Genomic DNA, 19,059 nt, shown 5'->3' on the forward strand with positions numbered 1-19,059 from the left:
GCGAAGCCGGGGTAGGCGCTGAGCGCCGCGACCAGGCCGCTGTAGGTGTAGAACGAGTTCCGGCCCGGGAACATCTGGTTGAACTGGGCCTCGCTCACCACGAATCCGGACGGGTTGCCGCCCCCGCCCCCGCTCGCCGGGGCGTTCCACTTCTGGTTGGCCCCGCCGGTGCAGGTCCAGATCTGCAACGGCGTGCCGTTGGCGCTGCTGTTGCCCCGGACGTCCAGGCACTTGTTCGCGGCCGGGTTGACGATGTCCCGGGCCCCGGAGACCACCCACTGCTGGTTGGCACCGCCCGTGCAGTCCCACAGGTGGACGGCCGCGCCGTCCGCGGTGCTCCGGTCGGAGACGTCCAGACACTTGCCGAGCGCGCGCAGGGTGCCGTCACCGGAGTTCGACCAGATCTGGGCGTTGGTGCCGTTGCAGTCGTAGAGCTGTACGGGCGTGCCGTTGGCGCTGTTCGCGCCCGCCACGTCGACGCACTTGCCGGCGAGGCCGGTGACGGTGCCCTGGGCGGCGCGGGCGCTGGGCGCCGCCGTGAACAGGGCGGCCAGCACGGCGGCGAGGACCGTGAGGACGGCGAGACGGGGTCTGTGCACGGAAGAGGACATGGGGGAGCTCACTCCTCGGGTGTCGGGGGTGGACCGGCCGTCCCCCGGGCGAGGGACGGCCGGATGACGCTGAGCGGTGGCACTGTGCGAACGGCGGTGGCGCTCTACGGGTAGCTGGGCAGATTCGCCACGTTCGTGGCCGAGTTGGACGGCCCGCCCGTGCTGTTGACGACGTGCCGGATGGTGCCGGTGCCGCCGAGGGAGACCGTCACCATGCTGGTGAAGCGCACCCCCGGCCGGTTCGGCGCCTCGATGGCACGCTCGGCGGTGACGCTCGGGTTGACGTTGAAGAAGCAGTAGCTGCCGAGGCCCCACGCCTGGTGGCTGGTGACGGAGTCGGCGACCTTGTAGGCGGCGTAGCCCTGGGTGGAACCGTTCATCCAGGCCGCCTGGTTGGGCGGGTCGTACGGCATCTCGTTCTGGTAGAAGTACGTGCGGCCGCCGTTGCCGTTCCAGATGGTCTGGTACTTCTGGTAGTGCTCGACGAACAGGCCGTACGCGGTGACGTCGTCACCGTTGACGATCAGGCCGGTGTCACCGGTGTTGCTGTTCCAGCCGATGCCGTTGCCGTGGTCGCCGCGCCAGATCCACATGTGGTCGCCGATGACGTCGTCACTGTTGATCACCAGGCTGGTGGTCGCCTTGCCGACGGCCGCGCCGCCCACCCGGAAGTACACGTCGTGCAGCGAGGTCGGGTCGGCGTCGTGCGACGCCGAGGAGTTCGCCGGGCCGACCTCCATGAGCGTGGGCGAGTTGGTGGTGCCCGCGTCGAAGAGGAGGCCCGCGACCTTCACCCCGTCGACGTCGGCGACCTTCATCGCGGTGACGCCGTTGTCCGGGACGAACGTGGCGAGGCCCAGACCGAGGACGACCGTGCCGGGGCGGTTCACCTGGAGCGTCTGGTCGAGGTGGTAGACCCCCGGGGTGACGAGCAGGTTCTTGCCCGCGGCCAGCGCGGCGTTGAGGGAGGCGGCGCTCGCGCCCGGCTTGACGATGTGGAACGTGTCGAGCGACAGCGAGGTGCCGGAGGGTGCCCCGTTCGCCCAGCTGACGCCGGAGGAGTTGGTCCGGACCGAGGGCACGAACACCTTGTAGGAGTTGTCGCCGTCGACGTAGAGGAACGGCTTCTCCCGGGTCACCGGGGACTGCGCGACCGTGGTGTACGGCGGCGTCGGAAACGTCGTGTTCGGCACGCCCTGACTGCCGACGAAGACCATGTTCCAGTTGGAGCCGGTCCAGCTGCCGACCTGGGAGTTGCGGGTCAGCCACTGCTGCTGGCTGCCGGAGTCGACCCGTCCGTCGACCTTGGTGTCGGCGAACAGGCCGCCGCTCGCCCAGCCGCCGTCGTCCAGGGCGATGTCTCCGCGCAGATGCATCCTGCGGTACGGGGCCGCCTGCGAGACCGCCCAACGGTCGCGGCCGCCCGCCGGGTTGACCGACAGGTTCTCGGCGCCGCGCCAGAAGTTCTGGGTGGCGTTCTGCGGCGGGAACCAGTCCGCCTCGGCGTGCACCGCCCCGTTGACGGTGACCGCGTCCGGGGTGAGGCCGAGACCGGAGACCTGCGTGTAGAAGCCTACGTTGACGTCGGCGTCGTAGGAGCCCGGCTTGAACAGCACCGCGTGCCGCTGGGTGCCGAACTGGTTGGTCTCCTGCTGCTGGAAGATCGAGTTCAGCTTGCTCTGGATGGCCGACGCGGACATCGACGGGTCGAACACGGCGACGTTCGGCCCGAGGTCCGGGGCCGGTGCCGACTGGCTCACGGGCACGACCTGGAACCGCTGGGCGGCGCTGCCGTTGCACGCGTACTGCACGAACTGCACGCTGTCGGCGAGCGAGGCGCCCGGGTCGTCCAGGCACTTGCCGCTGTGCCGGTTGACGAACCGGTAGGCGCCGCCGCCCAGGTCGACCGGCAGCCACTGCTGGTTCGCGCCGCCGCCGTAGGCCCACAGGTGCACGGGCGCGCCGTCGGCGCTGGAGACGTCGGCGACGTCCACGACCTGGGCGGTGTTGTTCCGGTTGCCGATGCGGACGTAGCCGTCGCCGGTGGTGGTGAAACTCCACTGCTGGGCCGTCGTGTTGTTGCAGGCGTACTGCTGCACGGCGGTGCCGTTGGCGGTGGCGGCCGCCCTGGCGTCCAGGCAGCGGCCGCTCGCGGCGTTCATCACGGTGGCGAACCCGGTGGGCAGCGCGGCGGCGGCGCTGTCCGCGGCGCTCGCCGGCGCGGGCGCCGAGGTGAGCAGGGAGGCGGCGGCCACGGTGACGAGCGTGGCCGCGCCGGATCTGCGCAGACGGCGCAGCGCGGGGGGCAGGAAGGTGTGCACGGGCGCTCCTTGCCGAGCGAAGGCGGGTTGGGGGGCCGGGCCGGGGCCCGGGTGGGTGCGACGCTGGTGAGAAGGCGGCTCAGCCGGTGCGGGGGGCGGGGATTCCGGGCATGCGGGTGGCCCTTCGTGGGGGGTGTGCGGACGGTGCCGCGTTCAGGTCATGAACGGTGAACGTGACACGTGCCGGTCTGGCTGACCCGTGAACCTAAAGGTATGGACCACTTTCGTCAAGGCATGAAGTAAGCACGGCTACAGCGGACTTGGCTGTGCGGGGTGACGGACCGCCGGGATGCGGAAAGGGTGGGACGGCTCGGTCCGGCCGCGTGAACCGGTCCACCAGCGCGTCCGGGGCCGTCCGTCAGGTCGCGCGGCCCGGCCCCGTAGGCCGGGGCCGGGGCGGTGGCGCGCAGCCGCGGCAGCTCCCGCGAGTCCAGGGGGTGAAGGCCCAGCTGGAACCGGACTCCGCCTCCTGGGGGTTGCCCACCACGGCCCGGAGCTCCACCGGCACACAGCCGGGCACCCGGCCGGTGAGGGCACGCGGAGGCCGGCGGTGCCGCTCGCCCGGCGCCCGCGGACGACGCCGCGTCACCGCGAGCGTGCTCGCGCTGGTCGAGGGGGCCGGGTTCGACACGGCCGACTCCGCACGGTTCTTCCGCGCGAGCGGCGGCACCGCCTGCGGGTGGTCCAGGCAGACGTCGTACGTCGCCAGCGCCACCCGCCGGCCGCCGGCCGGTCCTCCGGCACCGCGTGCGGGGCTTCCACCAGCCCGCCCGGCAGGGCCTCCTCGGAGGCGGCGCAGCGGTACGACGCCATCGCCCCGACACCGAGTTCACCGCCGAGCCGGCGCGGGCTCGGCGACGACCGGCCCTCCCGGTCGACCAGCCGCGGAGCCGCCGGGGCCAGCGGCGCTCGTCGGCCGGGCGGCTCCGTCGACCGGCTGTGCCCGCCCCGCCCCGACTCGCTGGGCACCCGGGACGGGACAACGGCCCCTGGCGGCTCGCCCCGCCCGGCGCCGCCCACCGCACGCGCCGGCCCTACCGGCGCGACCCCTCAGACCACGCATCCCACATGGGCCAACGCCTGCTTCAGCAGCACCCCGTGTCCACCCGGCATCTCGCTCTGCACGGCCGGCGACAGGGCCTCCTGAGGGCTGAACCAGACCAGATCGAGGGCGTCCTGCCGGGGCCGGCAGTCGCCGCTGACCGGGACGACGTACGCGAGGGACACCGCGTGCTGACGCGGGTCGTGGTACGGCGTGACGCCCTGCGTCGGGAAGTACTCGGCCACGGTGAACGGCTGCAGCGAGGTCGGCACCCGGGGCAGCGCCACCGGTCCGAGGTCCTTCTCCAGGTGGCGCAGCAGCGCGTCGCGGACGCGCTCGTGGTGCAGCACGCGGCCCGAGACCAGGGTCCGGCTGACCGTTCCGTCGGGTCCGATGCGCAGCAGCAGCCCGATGCTGGTGACCTCGCCGCTGTCGTCGACGCGCACGGGCACCGCCTCGACGTACAGGATCGGCATGCGGGCGCGCGCCTGCTCCAGGTCGTCCGTGGACAGCCAGCCGGGCGTGGTTTCGGTCATGTCAGACATTGCTTGATCATACTTTCCGGGAGTGCGGACGCTCGGTCGTGGTCGGGACGGCGGACGGATCGGCGGGGGAGAGACCGTACAGGCGCCGGGCGTTGTCGCCGGCCGTCCACGCGGCGATGCGCAGCGCGTCCGGCAGACTCAGGTCGTCGGTGTCCACCCGGTCCTGGAGAAGTTCCCCCAGGCCCCGGCGGAACGCCAGGGCCCCCAGGGCGTGGAACTCGGCCAGGCCGAAGGCGTCGGAGCTGTACAGCAGCTTCCGGAACGGGGTGATCTCCAGGGCCTCCGCGAGCACCGCCCGCGCCCGGGCGGGGCCCACGTGGTGCAGCGCGAGACCGACGTCCAGGTGCACGTGGTCGAAGACGGCGGCGAGATAGGCGGCCTCACGCTGGTACGGCCAGCAGTGCAGGAGCAGCACCGGGATCGTGCCCCGGACCAGATCCAGCCAGTCGGTCAGCAGGGCCGGGTTGGCCCGGTGCAGCCGCAGGTCGCCGTCGCCGAACCCGGTGTGCAGTTGCAGGGGCAGGCCGAGGCCGACCGCCGTCCACAGCAGATGCCGGGTCAGCACCGGGTCGGACAGCCGGCCGCCGTTCGCCAGCCACTGCCGGGCCGAGGCGGTGACCAGCGCGTCCGCCGGGCGCGCCGGGTCCAGGTCGAAGCCCGTGCGGTACGCGGCCACCGACTTCACGGCCACCACACCGGGCCGTCGTACGGCTTTCTCGGCTGCTTCCCGGAAGGCCTCGGCGTATCCGTCGGCCTCCACCCCCGAAGCCGCGACGGACTCGGCGACCGCCTCCAGGCGGACGACCTCGTGGGCGGTCGCCCCGGCCGGCTCCGCGAGCTGGGCGGGCGTCGTCAGCGGCACCGGTGTGTGTCCGGTGTCCACACAGAGCGCCGCCACACCAGCCGCCCGCAGGAACCGCCGGTTCACCTCCCGCGCGCCCAGCTCGGCGCGCCGGGCCAGGTAGGCGTCGGCGGGGGCGTGCCGGGGCAGGTCGAGCAGGGGCGCGCAGTCCCGGCGCACGGCCACCCCCACCGGGGTGTCGAAGGCGGACCAGCCGGCGCCGGGCTCGCCCTCGGTGAGCAGGGACTCGAACGCGCCGCGGTCCAGGTCGGCGGTGACCACCCCGTGGCAGTGGTGGTCGACCAGCGGCAGCTCCGCGAGCGCCTCGTGGACCGGCCCGGTGCCGCCCACCTCAGTACACCCACCGGTAGGCCGCCGCGACCGCGTCGTCGTCGAGCCCGGCGACTCGGGCGGACTCGCCCTCCCGTACGGCGATCACGGCGTCGGCGAGGACCGGCCCGAGCGCGGCGCGCAGCACCTCGTCCCCTCGGAACTCCCCGACGGCCTCGCCCAGGGAGACGGGCAGCCGGCGCACCCCGTGGGCCGCCGCCTCCCGCGGGCCCAGGTGCGCGGGATCACCGGTGATCTCCTCGGGCAGCCGCGCCTGCGACGCCATGCCGTCGAGACCGGCGGCGATCAGGCAGCCGAGCGCGAGATGGGGGTTGGCGGCCAGGTCGACCGGCTTGACCTCGATGTTGGCGGTCTGCGCGCGCCGGCCGACCGTGCCGGTCACCAGCCGCAGCCCGGCCTCGCGGGTCTCGCGGCCCCACGCCGTGAATACCCCGGCCCACTGGGAGGGCCGCAGCCGCAGATAGCTCGCCGGGCTCGGCGCGGTCACCGCGGTGAGGGCCGGGAGCCGGCCGAGCACCCCGGCCGCGAAGGACTCGGCCTCGGAGCGCAGGCCGTACCGGCGGTCGCCGCCCGCGTGCAGGTTGACGCCGTCGCGCCAGACGGAGAGATGGACGTGACCGCCGTTGCCGACCCCGCGCCCGAGCACCGCGGGCGCGAAGGACACCGCGAGCCCGTGGCGCCGGGCCACCGCGCGGATCGTCTGCCGCACCAGCACGCTGCGGTCGGCCGCGGCGACCGGGTCCAGCGCGGCCACCGACAGCTCGAACTGCCCGGCCGCGTACTCGGGATGGAACTGCTCGGCCTCCACGCCCTGCCGGGCCAGCGCCGCCAGCAGCTCCGCCGCGCAGTCGCTCAGCTCCACCTGCCGGGTGGCGCCGTACGCGGGACCCGTGACCGCGGGCACGAAGGCGCCGTCGGGGCCCGGCGGGTGGGCGAAGGCCCACTCGATCTCGATGCTCGCCCGGAAGGTCACCCCGTGCCGTTCGGCGGCCTCCCGGACCGTGCGCCGCAGGAACGTGCGGGCGCACGCCGGATGCGGCTCGCCCTCCTGGGTCGTCCGGTCGACCGGCGCCCAGGCCCAGCCGGGCTGGGCGGCGAGCTCCACCAGCGCCGTCAGGTCCGGGTACAGGCGCAGATCGCCGTCCGGGGAGCCGAGGACGTCCGTGGTCACGATGGAGTCGTCCGCCAGGAACGTGTCGAACACCGGTGACATCCCGACGCCCCAGGCCGCCGCGGAGGGCAGCTTGGCCGTCGGGACCGTCTTCACCCGGCCGATCCCGGCCGTGTCCACGTAGGCCAGCACCACTCCGTGCACGCCCCGGCCGGCCAGCTCGCCGCTCAGCGCGGTGGCCCGTTCGACGTCCCCGGGACGCCCTCCCGGGACGGGATCGGCAAGGGTGGTCATACGGTCTCCTCGACGAACTCGGCCGCCGGGCGGGGCGGTGCGTGCTGGGGACGTCAGGGCTTCACTGCCACCGCGCCGTACTGCGGCACCGGGGCGGGGGAGCCGTCGGCCCGCCACTGGGCGCAGGAGACCATCCCCGGTTCCAGGAGCTCCAGTCCCTCGAAGAAGGCGGCGATGTCCTCGCCGCTGCGGGCCGTGATCGGCGGAGTGGCGTTCTCGTTCCAGAACGTCATCGCCGGGATCTGTCCCTCGCCGCCGAGCTCCGCGTCGAAGGTGGGGTGCGTCAGCACCAGGAGGCTGCCGGAGGGGACGGCGGCCATGACGCGCCGCACGATGTCCCGGGCCTGGTCGTAGTCCAGCACGAAGTTGAGGATGCCCAGCATCATCACGGCGACCGGCTCGGTGAAGTCCAGTGTCTGCGAGGCCCGTTCGACGATGGCGTCCGGGTCGTGCACGTCGGCGTCGATGTACGCGGTGACGCCGTCCCGGGTGCCGGTCAGCAGGGTCCGGGCGTGCACCAGCACGATCGGGTCGTTGTCGACGTACACGATCCGGGACTCGGGCGCGATGCGCTGGGCGATCTCGTGGGTGTTGTCGGCCGTCGGCAGTCCGGTGCCGATGTCGAGGAACTGCCGTACGCCGCGCTCCCCGGCCACGAAGCGCACCGCGCGGCCGAGGAAGTCGCGGTCGGCGCGCGCGATGTCACGGATGATCGGGAACATCCCGGCCACGTGCTCGCCCACCTGCTGGTCGACCTCGTAGTTGTCCTTGCCGCCGATCCAGTAGTTCCACACACGCGCGTTGTGTGCCACACCGGTGTTCAGCCTCGCCGACCCGCTCGACGGGGTGTGGCCATCGCTCACGACTCGTCCTCTCCTCGCACGCACGACCGAAACCGGCCATCACCGCCATTGTGCCGCCCCGTTGATCACGTTGTCCTGGGAATCGGCACAGCCGGTACGGTCGTCGGCGCGCGGGCGGGGCGCCGCGGACGCGTCAGTCGAACTGGCTGGGCGAGGCCGCCGGGGACTTCCCGGCCAGGACGTCCTGGAGCCGCTGGGTGCCGAGCTTCACGGCCGACTCCACCGAGTCGTGCTCGTCGCCGTCGAGGCCGCCCGCCGTGACGGTGATCGCGTTGTCGCCCACCCGGACCGCGGCCACGTCCAGGGTCAGCGTCGCGTCCATGCCGTCGACGGGACCGCGCACCGACACCTGCACGCCCTCACGGGCGTCGCCCACCGAGGGCAGGTTGCTCTCGGTGACCTGGACGGTCCGCTTCTCGCCGTTGTCGGTCATCGTGAACTGGTCGCACTTCTGCGGCAGTCTGCCCATCCAGTCCAGGGAGTCCTGGACGTCCGTCCGGTCGTAGGCGGCGACCTGGTACAGCAGCCGCGAGTCGTCCTCGGTGAATCCGCGCAACGCGTTCGCCCCCGACGGCCTGCCCAGCAGGTCGTCGCCGAACAGCGAGTCCATCAGCCGCCGGCAGTCGGCGGCGTCGGTCTTGGCGGACAGGAAGTCGGAGACGTCGACCTTGCCGATCAGCAGTCCGTCGTGCCAGTTCTCCGCCTCCGTGTCCTTCACCTGCTTCCAGTCGTCCTCAATGTCCGCCGCGGTGATCAGCGCGGTCTCGGCGCCGGACTCGGACAGGGTGCCCGTCGGCGAACCGCTGGGGGAGTCCGTGGAGGAGCCCGTCGGGGAGCCCGTCGGCGACTCCGTCTGCTGCCGGGCCGCCGCGGGGGACGCGCTGACGCGGGAGGCCCCGGTCTCCCGGCTCCCCTCCTGGGCGCAGGCGGCGGTGGCGAGCAGGGTGCCCGCCGTCAGGGCCGTGGACAGGACGTGGGCGAGTCGGACGGTGCGACGGGTCATCGGGAGTGCCTCCTGGAGAGGGGACGCGTGTCCCGCTCAGCCCATCACCGGCCCCACGGGCCCACCATCGGCCACGGACCGATCGGGTGACCGGCGCCCGGACGGGTCACGGTGATCACCGGGCTCCGGGGGCCGGTGCACACTCCGACGCCGGAGCCGGTGCTGGACGGGCTCCACGCACGGACGCCCACCGGGCGTCGTGGCCGCGGTGGGCTTCCGCCGTGGTGGAACTCGCGGGGGACGGGGGCCGGCTGCCGGCCCGCCACCCGCCGGGCCTCACGGCTTCAGGGGGTCGTGCCCGATCGTCATGAGCTGGTGCCGGTGGCGGGTCTGCTCCGGTTCGGGTTCGTTCTCCAGGTCGGCGCGCTCGGACACGGTGTCCACGACGTCGTACATGACCCGTACGTCGTCCTCCGTGAGATCGGTGCGCCGCTTCTGGAGGATCGCGAGGACGTGCTGCCCGGTCGGGGTGCCGGCCTGGTCCGGCAGCGGCTCGGCCGCCTCGCTCGCGTCGCTGACCCGCAGCCAGGCGGCGAGCTCCTGCGAGGTCATGTTCACCACGCGGTGGAAGTCCTCCCACAGGGCGTCGAGTTCGAGGGCGTCGGTCACGGGGGTTCCCCTTCTTCTCTGTCTCGTCCGTCGTGTGTCTCAGCTCTCGCGCGGCCAGTTCTCGGCGTCGAACATCCAGCGTTCCTTCTCCAGGTCGCTGGTGATGGTGATGAGCAGGTCCTGCGTCACCGGGTCCGGCTCGGCGGTCGCCGCGACGCGCTCGCGCAGCCGTGCGACGGCCGAGCCGAGGGCGTCCACGACCAGCTGCACGACGCGGGTGTCGCGCAGCCAGCCCGCCTCGGGGCCGGGCAGGGCGAAGGCCGATGCGATGGTCTCCGGGCGGCCGTCGGGGGCCACCCCGATCGCGGCGCAGCGCTCGGCGACCGTGTCGGCGTGCGTCCGGGCCAGCGTCACCACCTCGTCGAGCTGGAGGTGGATCGAGCGGAAGCGCGGGCCCACGATGGCCCAGTGCGCCTGCTTCCCGATCAGCGACAGCCCGAGCAGATCGACGAGGGTGTCCTGCAGGGCGTCCCCCGCGATCTTGCGGGCAGCCTCCGGAAGCGTGCTGGTGATCACGGTCATGTCGAGCCCCTCTCTGGCGCGGTCGAGGCCGGCGGAGCGGTGCGGCGCCGTCCGTCACAGCGGTGCCGCGACCACTCCTTGCCTGCGCGGGTGCCCAGAGCGAACCGGCGCAAAACGTACGGCGCTGAGGCGGCCCGGCCGGTCGCCGCCGTGGTCCGGCGGCCCCGGGGCGGCGTATCTTCCCAGCGGGGCGGAGGTCGGTCTATAGTCCAAAACTAGCGGTGCTAATTAACGGAGTGCCGATCCCACCCGCCCGGTCAGGAGTCCAGTCGTGCGTCCCGTCCACTTCGCGGCCGCCCGCCGCACCCCCATCGGCAAGCTCCGTGGAGCGCTGTCGTCCGTCCGCCCCGACGACCTCGCCGCCGCCGTGATCCGGGGCATCGTCGCCGACGTCCCCGCGCTGGACCCGGCGCGTGTCGACGACGTCTACTGGGGCGCCGCCAACCAGGCCGGCGAGGACAACCGCAACGTGGCCCGGATGGCGGCCCTGCTGGCCGGACTGCCCGACTCGGTGCCGGGCGCCACCGTGAACCGGCTGTGCGCGTCCGGCCTGGAAGCGGTGACGACGGCCGCCCGCACCATCGCGGCGGGCGAGGCCGACATCGTGCTCGCCGGCGGCTCCGAGTCCATGAGCCGCGCCCCCTTCGTCCTGCCCCGCCCCGACGAGGCCCTGCCCCACCGCATCGAGACCGTCGACACCCGCCTGGGCTGGCGGCTGGTCAACCCGGCCATGAAGGACCTGCACGGCCTGCTGTCCATGGGCGAGACCGCCGAGGAGGTCGCCCGGCGCCACGGCGTCTCCCGCGAGCGGCAGGACGAATTCGCGCTCCGCAGCCACCAGCGGGCCGCGGAAGCCCGCAGGAACGGGCACTTCGACGACGAGATCCTGCCGGTGGAACGGCCCGACGGCGTGCTCGTCGACAGCGACGAGTGCATCCGCGAGGACACCTCCTACGAGAAGCTGGCCCGGCTCAAGCCCGTCTTCCGTGCGGACGGCACCGTCACCGCGGGCAACGCCTCCCCGATGAACGACGGCGCCGCCGGTCTCCTCCTGGTCAGCGAGGAGGCCCTGAACGACCTCGGCCTGGAGTCCCTGGGCCGCTATGTCGCGGGCGGCTCGGCGGGCGTCCACCCCGACGTCATGGGCATCGGACCGGTCCCCGCCACCCGCAAGGTCCTCGACCGGGCCGGCTGGGCCGTCGCCGACCTCCAGGAGGCCGAGTTCAACGAGGCGTTCGCCGCGCAGGCCCTCGCCGCCGTCGACGCCCTCGGCATCGACCCGGACCTGGTCAACGCGAGCGGCGGCGCCATCGCGCTCGGCCACCCGCTGGGCTGCTCCGGGGCCCGCATCCTGACCACCCTCCTGCACCGGATGCGCCGCACGGGCGCCGAGCGCGGCCTCGCCACGATGTGCGTCGGGGTCGGCCAGGGCAGCGCGGTGCTGGTCGAACGGCACTGAGGAGCCCGGCGCACCCGCCGGCCATCTCCCGGCAGGCGAGACGGACCTACCAGGACCTGATGTCCGCACATACCATCGGTCCCCGCATGGACACGATGACGCTGTGGCACATAACGGGCTGGGAGTTCGCCGCGCTCGCCGGCGCGGCCCTCCTGGTCGGCTTCTCCAAGACCGCCGTGAGCGGCGCCAACACGGTCAGTCTGGCGGTCTTCGCCGCCGTACTGCCCGCCCGCGCCTCCACCGGGGTCCTGCTGCCCATCCTGATCGCCGGCGACGTCCTCGCCGTCCTCACCTACCGGCGGCACGCCCACTGGCCCACGCTCTGGCGCCTGTTCCCGGCGGTCGCGGCCGGCGTCGCCCTCGGCACGCTCTTCCTCGTGTGGGCCGACGACGGGATCGTCCGCACCTCGATCGGCGCGATCCTGCTCATGATGGCCGCCGTGACCGTCTGGCGCCGCCGGGCCACCGAGCGGGAGGACGACCCCGACGCCGTCACCACCCGCTCCGGCCGCCTCAAGGCCCGCTCCTACGGCGTCCTCGGCGGCTTCACCACGATGGTCGCCAACGCGGGCGGCCCCGTGATGTCGATGTACCTGCTGTCGGCCGGCTTCCGCAAACTCGGCTTCCTCGGCACCTCCGCCTTCTTCTTCCTCATCGTCAACACCTCCAAGGTGCCGTTCAGCGCCGGGCTCGGCCTGATCGACGGCTCCTCGCTGCTGCTCGACGCCGCGCTGGTGGTCTTCGTCGTCCCCGGCGCGCTGCTCGGCAGATGGGCCGTCAGCCGGATCAACCAGCGGCTGTTCGAGCAACTGGTGATCGCGGCGACGGTGGTGGGCGGGCTCCAACTCCTGCTGCGCTGACACCCGCCCCCGCGCTCAGGGGGCGATCCCGACCCCCTCGACCCTGCTCCACGCCCGCTCCTGGGCCGCCGTCATCGCCGGCCACCGCAGACCGCCCGGACGCGGCTCCACCCGCGAGGCGTACGGCGCGGGACGGAACGCCGGATCGTAGAAGCAGCCCGTGCCGTACGTCCGGTCGAACGCCCCGCACGACGCCGCCAGGGACCGGGCCGTCGGCCTGCGCCCCGTGCGAACCCAGGTGTCCAGCGCCGCGACGGAGGTGGCGTACTCGGCGTCGCTCAGCGCGCTGTGCTCGTGCTCCCGCGTGAACGACTGCACCATGAACCGGTCCCGTCCGGCGCCCCGGAGGGTGTCCCGGTACGCCGCCTCGTGCTCGACGAACGCCGTCGGGTCGTCGATCGCGTGCATCGTCAGCACCGGCACGCCGACCCGCCCCGTCAGATCGCTGTCGTACGACAGGTCGCGCACCGCCGTCGGGTCCGGGGAGAAGCGTTCGACGCCCGCGTTCAGCGCCTCGTCGTCGTGCGAACCGGAGTAGCGCACCCCCCGGTTCCCGAACGGGTTCCGGCCGCCGAGGCGCTCGTGCACGATGTCGCGGAACGTGAAGGTCGCGAACCGCAGATGGGACTCCAGCGTGCGCTCCGGGATGCCGGTGACCGCCAGGATGTCGTCGAGGTTGCGCTGCTGGAGCGCGGTGCGCTCGCCCGGCGCGGAGGCATGGCCGGTGCACTCCTGGAGGCGGGCGCGCAGCCCCGCCGACGTCATGGCCGACCCCGCCCGCAGCCCCTGCCACAGCGGGTACTGCGGCTCGCCCGGGCGCGGGTGGTTGCCGCAGTAGTACTGGTAGACGACGCGCAGGTCGACCCGGTAGTCGTAGCCGCGCGAACCGCCGCCGAGCACCCCGTTGGTGAGCAGCGCCCCGTCGTAGGCCCCGCCCCGGCGGCCGTACGTCTCCACGACCTTCGCCGCGACGTCACCGCCCCACGACTGCCCGTGCACGAACGTGCGCCGCGGCTTGCCGAACGCGCCGACGAACACCCGCCGCACGCTCTCCGTGTCGGCGGCCGCCATCCGCGTCCCGTACCCGCCCCGCCGGTACGACGAGCCCGCCCAGGCGTACCCCTCCTTCACCATCACCGACCAGCGGCCCAGGTCGTCCAGGCTGCGCGCCGGGTCGGACTCCGCGCCGAGGTCCGGGCCGCCGTGCGCGTGCACCACCAGCGAACCGTTCCAGTCCGCGGGCACCGCGAGCGCGTAGTGGGCGCCGTTCGCGTCCCGGCCGGAGTAGCAGTCGGCGCGCCCGGCGAGGGTGTCCGGGCACGCGGTGCGGACCGGCCCCGCGGTCTCCCCGCGCGCGTGGGAGGCGCCGGCCAGCAGCCCGGCGGCGAGGACGGCCGCGAGCGCGGCGGCGAGCGCCGTGCGTCCGGCCGCCGCCATCGGCACCGACCTGCGGCTCACTGCCTGGGTTCTCGTCCTGTCCACGACGCTGCTCCCTCGCCCTCGTCCTCGTCGACGCCTCGTCGAGCCGTGCGCGGCGATGCTAGGGAGCGGGCGGGCGCGTCCACCACGGTCCGGCCGTTGTGTTCATAGTGTTCGTCCGAGGTCAGGGCTGTTCGCCCGCTGCGGGCGCCGACCGGCCCCGGCGGCCCGCCTCGTACGCTCGCCCCATGTCCTTCCGTCACATCCTGGTCCTCGGCGGCACCACCGAGGCCCGCGAACTCGCCGCCGTGCTCGCGGCACACCCCGGCGTGCGTGTCACCACCTCGCTCGCCGGACGCGTGTCCCGCCCGGGCGCGGTCGCGGGGGACGTACGCGTCGGGGGCTTCGGCGGCGCCGACGGTCTGGCCGCCTGGCTGCGCGCCGAACACGTCGGGACCGTCGTCGACGCCACCCACCCCTTCGCCGTGTCGATCACCGCGAACGCGGTGCGCGCCGCCCGCGCCACCGGCGTCCCGGCCGTGGTGCTGCGCCGTCCCGGCTGGCGCCCCGAGCCCGGCGACCGCTGGCACGAGGCCGCCTCCCTGGACGACGCCGCCGTGCTCCTGCCGGACCTCGGACCGAGCGTGCTGCTCACCACCGGCCGCCTGGGCCTGGCCGCCTTCGCCCACCTCACCGACCTGCGCTTCGTCGTCCGCTGCGTCGAAGCGCCCGAGCCGCCCATGCCGCCGCGCACCGAAGTGCTGCTGGCGCGCGGCCCGTTCACCGTGCCCGGCGAGACGGACCTGCTGCGCGGCCACCGCATCGACGTGCTCGTCACCAAGGACAGCGGCGGCACGGCGACCGCGCCCAAACTCACGGCCGCCCGCCGGCTCGGCCTCCCCGTGGTGGTCGTACGCCGCCCCGCGCTCCCGGAGGGAGTGGAGGCGGTACCGGATGTGCGGAGCGTCCTGGAACGACTCGGCCTGGACGACCGGACCACGTGACCGTCACCGGGACAGCGTCTCGAAGCCCGCGCCGTCGCAGTGGTCCACCGCCTGGCCCTCGGAGGAGTTACTGGCGCCGGCAGGCCCCCAGGCAACGGACATCGCGGGAGCCGGAGCGCCCTACCGCTCCCTCGGGTTCCTGCGCAGCAGATAGGTGTCCATGATCCACCCCTTGCGCTCCCGCGCCTCCGCCCGCAACCGCTCGATGCGGGGCGCGGCCTCGGCTATCGGGCCCGAGACCAGGATCTCGTCGGGCGTCCCCAGGTAGGCGCCCCAGTAGATGTCGATGTCCTCACCGGCGTACTGCCGGAACGCCTGGTGCGCGTCGAGCATCACCACCAGGTCGTCCACGCCCTGCGGGAACCCCTCGGCCAGCCGCCGCCCCGTGGTGATCTGCACCGGCCGCGCCACCCGGTTCAGGCCCGTGCGGTGCCGGGCGGCCAGCGAGGAGACACTGCTGATGCCGGGCACGACGTCGTACGCGAAGGCGACCGTCCCCGACGCCAGCACCTCCTCCAGGATCGCGAGCGTGCTGTCGTACAGCGCGGGATCGCCCCACACCAGGAACGCGCCCGTCTCCTCCGCGCCCAGCTCCTCGGCGATCAGCCGCGCGTAGATCCCGGCCCGCGCGCTGCGCCAGTCGCCGACCGCCGGGGAGTACGCGGCGCCGCCGGCCGAGCGGTCCCGCTCGGGGTCCCGCGCCTCGACGACCCGGTACGTCCCCTCCGGCACATGCGCGTCGAGCAGGTCCCGGCGCAGCCCGGTGAGGTCCGACTTCACCTCGCCCTTGTCGAGGATGAAGAACACGTCCGTGTCCCGCAGCGCCCTGACCGCCTGGAGCGTCAGCTGCTCGGGATCGCCCGCGCCGATGCCGATCACATGAATGGTTCGCACGCCCGAAGTCTGCCGCACCCCGCCGGGAGCCCCGACACCGCGTCCGCGCCGCCCGCTACGCCGCTCCCCGCAGCCTCGGCGCCCGCTCCCGCGCGTCGACGGGACGGCCGTCCCGCTCCACGTCGTCCGCGAGCTCCCGCGCCCACGCCGCCAGGGCCGCCGGGTCCAGCCCGTACGGCCGCTCCACCCCGGCCCGCGCTCCCCACTCCTCCACGGCACCGGCCCCGCGCCGCAGCAGCCGCGCCCCGCCGGTCACGTTCCCGCGGGCCGCGTGCGTGAGCCCCACGGCGAGCTGCGCCAGCCCCCGCCACAGGGCCCGCTCGGCCTCGGGACCCGACTTCCAGGCGTCCTCGAACACCTCGTGCGCGTGGAACGGCTTTCCCGCGTCCAGCAGCTCCTGCGCCTCGACGACGGTCTCCCCGGGCGTGCGCACGACCCCCTCGGGCTGCCGGGCGACCCCGTCCGCGCCGTACGGCAGCGGGCGCCCCAGCCCGTCCCGGGGCCGTGCGTTGCGTGCGCGGCCCTCCGCGTCCCGGTCCCGCGCCGTGGCCTGTCCTCGTCCCGACGATGTGCTGCTCATGCACCCGATTGTCCCCCCCCCGCCCGTCCGACACGGACGGCCGCTTCGGCGCGGGGGACGGAGTGGGGTAAAGTGCTGTCCGCCCGAGCGCGCGGTGCTCCGCGCGGCAGGCACCGGGACGTGGCGCAGCTTGGTAGCGCACTTGACTGGGGGTCAAGGGGTCGCAGGTTCAAATCCTGTCGTCCCGACGGTTTCGATCAGCGGGTCCGCCGTTCGCGGCGGGCCCGCTGACCGCTTTCGGCGGTGTGCCGGGTCCGGCGGCGCGGGTGGGGCCGGGATGGTGGAATCGGGCTATGACCAACTCGCTCAGCCATCCGGCCGGTGCCCGATGACCGCCGGCATTGACACCCCCGACCGCCGCGGCCGCACCGGACTCGACCAGGCCGGCCGGGACCTCACCGGCAACCCCCGGGTCCGGGTCCGCGACGTGCAGCTGCTGTCCAGCCACTGGTACGTCGAGCGCACCACCACCTTCGACTTCCGGCACGCCGACGGCACCTGGACGACCCAGCAGCGCGAGACCCACGACCGGGGCAACGGGGCCACCATGCTGCTGTACGACGCCACGCGCGAGACCGTCCTGCTCACCCGGCAGTTCCGCTTCCCCGTCTACGTCAACGGCCACCCCGACGGCATGCTGGTCGAGACCCCGGGCGGACTGCTCGACGAGGACGACGAGCACCCGGAGATCGCCGTGCGCCGCGAGGTGGTCGAGGAGACCGGGCACACCATCGGCGCCGTCCAGCACGTCTTCGACGTCTACATGAGCCCCGGTTCGGTCACCGAACGCGTGAGCTTCTACGCCGCCGAGTACGGCCCGTCGACCCGTACCCACGAGGGCGGGGGGCTGGAGGAGGAGGGCGAGGACATCGAGATCGTCGAAGTGCCCTTCCGGCGGGCCCTGGAGATGATCCGCACGGGGGAGATCGCCGACGCCAAGACGATCATGCTGCTTCAGTGGGCTGCGCTGGAGGGGCCGTTCGCGAAGTGAACCGCCCTCGCCGCTGACGGTCGCGTCGGGGTGGGACGGGAGGTGCGGTTCATGGGGCCCGTGCCGCGAGACCCGGTCCGGCGGTGATGCGGCGGCCGCCTGCCGACCGGCCACGGCGGAGGTACGCTCCGGGGGAGGAGCCGAAGGAGAGTGGGCCATGCCCCTGTTCCCCACCGAGCGGTCCGTGCGGACGACCCCCGAAGGCCTCCTCTGGGAGCCCAGCGAGCGCTGGGTCCGCGGCCGGAAGGGCGACGTCACCGTCGTCGACAGCCGGCACCCTGTCCTGGTCTGGGAACCGGATCTTCCGGTGCCGTGCTACGCCTTCCCCCGTGAGGAGGTCCGCACGGACCTCCTGCGCCCGGCGAGGCACCCGACGCCGGGCAGGCACACCGGCTCACAGATCTTCTACGACCTCGACACCGGTGGCGAGCCGGTCGAGAACGCGGCGTGGACCTTCCCCGCCGGGGACCTGGCCGGACACATCGCGTTCGAGTGGTTCCTGCGGAGGCGGAGCGGGCTGGACCACTGGTACGAGGAGGACGAGGAGATCTTCGTCCACCCCCGCGACCCCCACAAACGGGTGGACGCCATGCCCAGCAGCCGCCATGTACGGGTGGAGATCGACGGCACGGTCGTCGCGGACACGCGTCGCCCGGTCCTGCTCTTCGAGACCGGCCTCCCGACGCGCTACTACCTGCCCCGCGAGGACGTCCGCCTCGACCTCTTCGAGCCCACCGACCACAGCACCCGCTGCCCGTACAAGGGCATCGCCGGGTACTGGACCTGGCGCGCCGAAGGCGACGTGCCGCGGAACATCGTGTGGAGCTACGCCGAGCCGCTGGCGGCGGTCGCGCCCGTCAAGGGGCTCCTGGCCTTCTACAACGAGGCCGTGGACATCACGGTGGACGGCCGGCCGCTGCAGCGGCCGGTCACGCCCTTCACCGCGGGTCTCAGGACCTGACCATCAACTGGAAGTCGAACGCGTACCGCGACGCCCGGTAGATGTGCCTCCCGTACTCCACCGCCCGCCCGGTGTCGTCGTACGCCGTGCGCTGCATCGTCAGCAGGGCCGCGCCCTCCCGTTCGCCGAGGCGGGCGCCCTCCTCGGCGGTGGCGCGGCGCGCGCCCACCGTCTGGTGGGCGCTGTGCAGGGTGATGCCGACCGCCCGCATCATCCGGTACAGGCCGGTCGCCTCCAGCCGGGCCGTGTCCAGGTCGAGCAGATCCGCCGGCAGGTAGTTGCACAGGATGGCCACCGGCTGGCCGTGCGTGCTGCGCAGCCGCTCCAGGACCGTGACCTCGGCGCCCTGCGCGACACCGAGCGCGGCGGCCACGTCGGCGGGCGCCGGGACGCGTTCGTTGCGGACGACCCCCGTCGTCGGGCCCTGCCCGGCCGCCTCCAGGTCGTCGTAGAGGCTGCTCAGCTCCAGGGGGCGTTTCACCTGGCTGTGCACCACCTGCGTGCCCACCCCGCGCCGCCGGACCAGCAGCCCCTTGTCGACCAGCGACTGGATGGCCTGCCGGACGGTGGGCCGGGACAGGCCCAGCCGCACCGACAGGTCGACCTCGTTGCCCAGGAGGTCGCCCGGGGCGAGCGACCCGCGGGTGATCGCCGCCTCCAGCTGCTGCGCGAGCTGGTGGTACAGCGGCACCGGACTGCCCCGGTCCAGGACGAAGCCCAGCGGGTCCAGCGCGGAGACGGATCCGGCACCGGCGGCGCCGCGGGTCCTCGCCATCGG

General features: G+C 73.7%; 18 protein-coding genes and 1 tRNA gene. 6 read left to right on the plus strand and 13 right to left on the minus strand.

The features are described from left to right. From ABZ899_RS35065 to ABZ899_RS35105, 9 genes are all read right to left on the minus strand, one after another. The coding region (locus ABZ899_RS35065) for a lectin (RefSeq protein WP_361354561.1) at positions 1-611 on the minus strand (611 nt) is incomplete at its 3' end. 104 nt (positions 612-715) lie between these two features. Then, positions 716-2,866, minus strand: a complete 2,151-nt coding sequence (locus ABZ899_RS35070) for an RICIN domain-containing protein (protein ID WP_361354666.1) — start codon at positions 2,864-2,866, stop codon at positions 716-718. Between the two features lie 1,116 nt (positions 2,867-3,982). Beyond that, the gene (locus tag ABZ899_RS35075) at positions 3,983-4,510 is read right to left on the minus strand and encodes an NUDIX hydrolase family protein (protein ID WP_361354668.1); all 528 of its coding nucleotides are present in this window, start codon (positions 4,508-4,510) and stop codon (positions 3,983-3,985) included. Positions 4,511-4,526: 16 nt separating this feature from the next. Further along, positions 4,527-5,711 carry an amidohydrolase family protein gene (locus tag ABZ899_RS35080; protein WP_361354564.1) on the minus strand — a complete coding sequence of 395 codons (1,185 nt, stop codon included), beginning with the start codon at positions 5,709-5,711 and terminating at the stop codon, positions 4,527-4,529. A 1-nt stretch (position 5,712) separates the two neighbouring features. Then, a complete protein-coding gene (locus ABZ899_RS35085) occupies positions 5,713-7,116 on the minus strand; it encodes a glutamine synthetase family protein (RefSeq protein ID WP_361354567.1) in 1,404 nt (467 codons plus the stop codon). A gap of 53 nt (positions 7,117-7,169) precedes the next feature. Next, entirely contained in the window at positions 7,170-7,979 is an 810-nt protein-coding gene (locus tag ABZ899_RS35090; RefSeq protein ID WP_361354570.1) for an SAM-dependent methyltransferase, read from the minus strand. 133 nt (positions 7,980-8,112) lie between these two features. After that, positions 8,113-8,982 (minus strand): hypothetical protein, encoded by an 870-nt coding sequence (locus tag ABZ899_RS35095; protein WP_361354573.1) that lies wholly within the window; start codon positions 8,980-8,982, stop codon positions 8,113-8,115. Positions 8,983-9,258: 276 nt separating this feature from the next. Next, complete coding sequence (locus tag ABZ899_RS35100) at positions 9,259-9,591, minus strand: DUF3140 domain-containing protein (RefSeq protein WP_361354576.1); 333 nt, start codon at positions 9,589-9,591, stop codon at positions 9,259-9,261. A gap of 39 nt (positions 9,592-9,630) precedes the next feature. After that, positions 9,631-10,113 carry a DNA starvation/stationary phase protection protein gene (locus tag ABZ899_RS35105; RefSeq protein WP_361354578.1) on the minus strand — a complete coding sequence of 161 codons (483 nt, stop codon included), beginning with the start codon at positions 10,111-10,113 and terminating at the stop codon, positions 9,631-9,633. 271 nt (positions 10,114-10,384) lie between these two features. On the opposite strand from ABZ899_RS35105, the gene ABZ899_RS35110 reads away from it, so the two are divergent. Beyond that, on the plus strand, positions 10,385-11,572 hold the full coding sequence (locus ABZ899_RS35110) for a thiolase family protein (RefSeq protein ID WP_361354581.1): 1,188 nt from the start codon (positions 10,385-10,387) through the stop codon (positions 11,570-11,572). An 86-nt stretch (positions 11,573-11,658) separates the two neighbouring features. After that, entirely contained in the window at positions 11,659-12,432 is a 774-nt protein-coding gene (locus tag ABZ899_RS35115; RefSeq protein WP_361354584.1) for a sulfite exporter TauE/SafE family protein, read from the plus strand. A 15-nt stretch (positions 12,433-12,447) separates the two neighbouring features. On the opposite strand, the gene ABZ899_RS35120 is transcribed toward ABZ899_RS35115, so the two are convergent. Further along, positions 12,448-13,914, minus strand: coding sequence for a hypothetical protein (locus ABZ899_RS35120; RefSeq protein ID WP_361354587.1), 1,467 nt, complete (start codon positions 13,912-13,914; stop codon positions 12,448-12,450). Positions 13,915-14,099: 185 nt separating this feature from the next. Between ABZ899_RS35120 and ABZ899_RS35125 the strand changes: the two genes are divergently transcribed. Next, positions 14,100-14,855 carry a cobalt-precorrin-6A reductase gene (locus ABZ899_RS35125; RefSeq protein WP_361354589.1) on the plus strand — a complete coding sequence of 252 codons (756 nt, stop codon included), beginning with the start codon at positions 14,100-14,102 and terminating at the stop codon, positions 14,853-14,855. Between the two features lie 120 nt (positions 14,856-14,975). Here ABZ899_RS35125 and cobF read toward each other — a convergent pair whose 3' ends face one another. Continuing rightward, on the minus strand, positions 14,976-15,749 hold the full coding sequence (gene cobF, locus ABZ899_RS35130; RefSeq protein WP_361354592.1) for a precorrin-6A synthase (deacetylating): 774 nt from the start codon (positions 15,747-15,749) through the stop codon (positions 14,976-14,978). Positions 15,750-15,804: 55 nt separating this feature from the next. After that, positions 15,805-16,329 (minus strand): DUF309 domain-containing protein, encoded by a 525-nt coding sequence (locus tag ABZ899_RS35135; protein ID WP_361354595.1) that lies wholly within the window; start codon positions 16,327-16,329, stop codon positions 15,805-15,807. A 114-nt stretch (positions 16,330-16,443) separates the two neighbouring features. On the opposite strand from ABZ899_RS35135, the gene ABZ899_RS35140 reads away from it, so the two are divergent. The 3 genes from ABZ899_RS35140 (at position 16,444) to ABZ899_RS35150 (ending at position 18,281) form a co-directional block, all read left to right on the plus strand. Beyond that, positions 16,444-16,517: transfer RNA gene (locus ABZ899_RS35140), tRNA-Pro, on the plus strand. A gap of 140 nt (positions 16,518-16,657) precedes the next feature. Continuing rightward, complete coding sequence (locus ABZ899_RS35145; protein ID WP_361354597.1) at positions 16,658-17,320, plus strand: NUDIX domain-containing protein; 663 nt, start codon at positions 16,658-16,660, stop codon at positions 17,318-17,320. Between the two features lie 157 nt (positions 17,321-17,477). After that, entirely contained in the window at positions 17,478-18,281 is an 804-nt protein-coding gene (locus ABZ899_RS35150) for a DUF427 domain-containing protein (RefSeq protein WP_361354600.1), read from the plus strand. Here ABZ899_RS35150 and ABZ899_RS35155 read toward each other — a convergent pair. Then, positions 18,271-19,056: a GntR family transcriptional regulator gene (locus ABZ899_RS35155; RefSeq protein WP_361354603.1), complete on the minus strand. Its 786-nt coding sequence runs from the start codon at positions 19,054-19,056 to the stop codon at positions 18,271-18,273. The two genes, ABZ899_RS35150 and ABZ899_RS35155, sit on opposite strands and share 11 nt — an antisense overlap. Positions 19,057-19,059: the final 3 nt, after the last annotated feature.

Origin of the sequence: Streptomyces sp. NPDC046859 (assembly GCF_040645135.1) — a bacterium.
Lineage (GTDB): Bacteria > Actinomycetota > Actinomycetes > Streptomycetales > Streptomycetaceae > Streptomyces.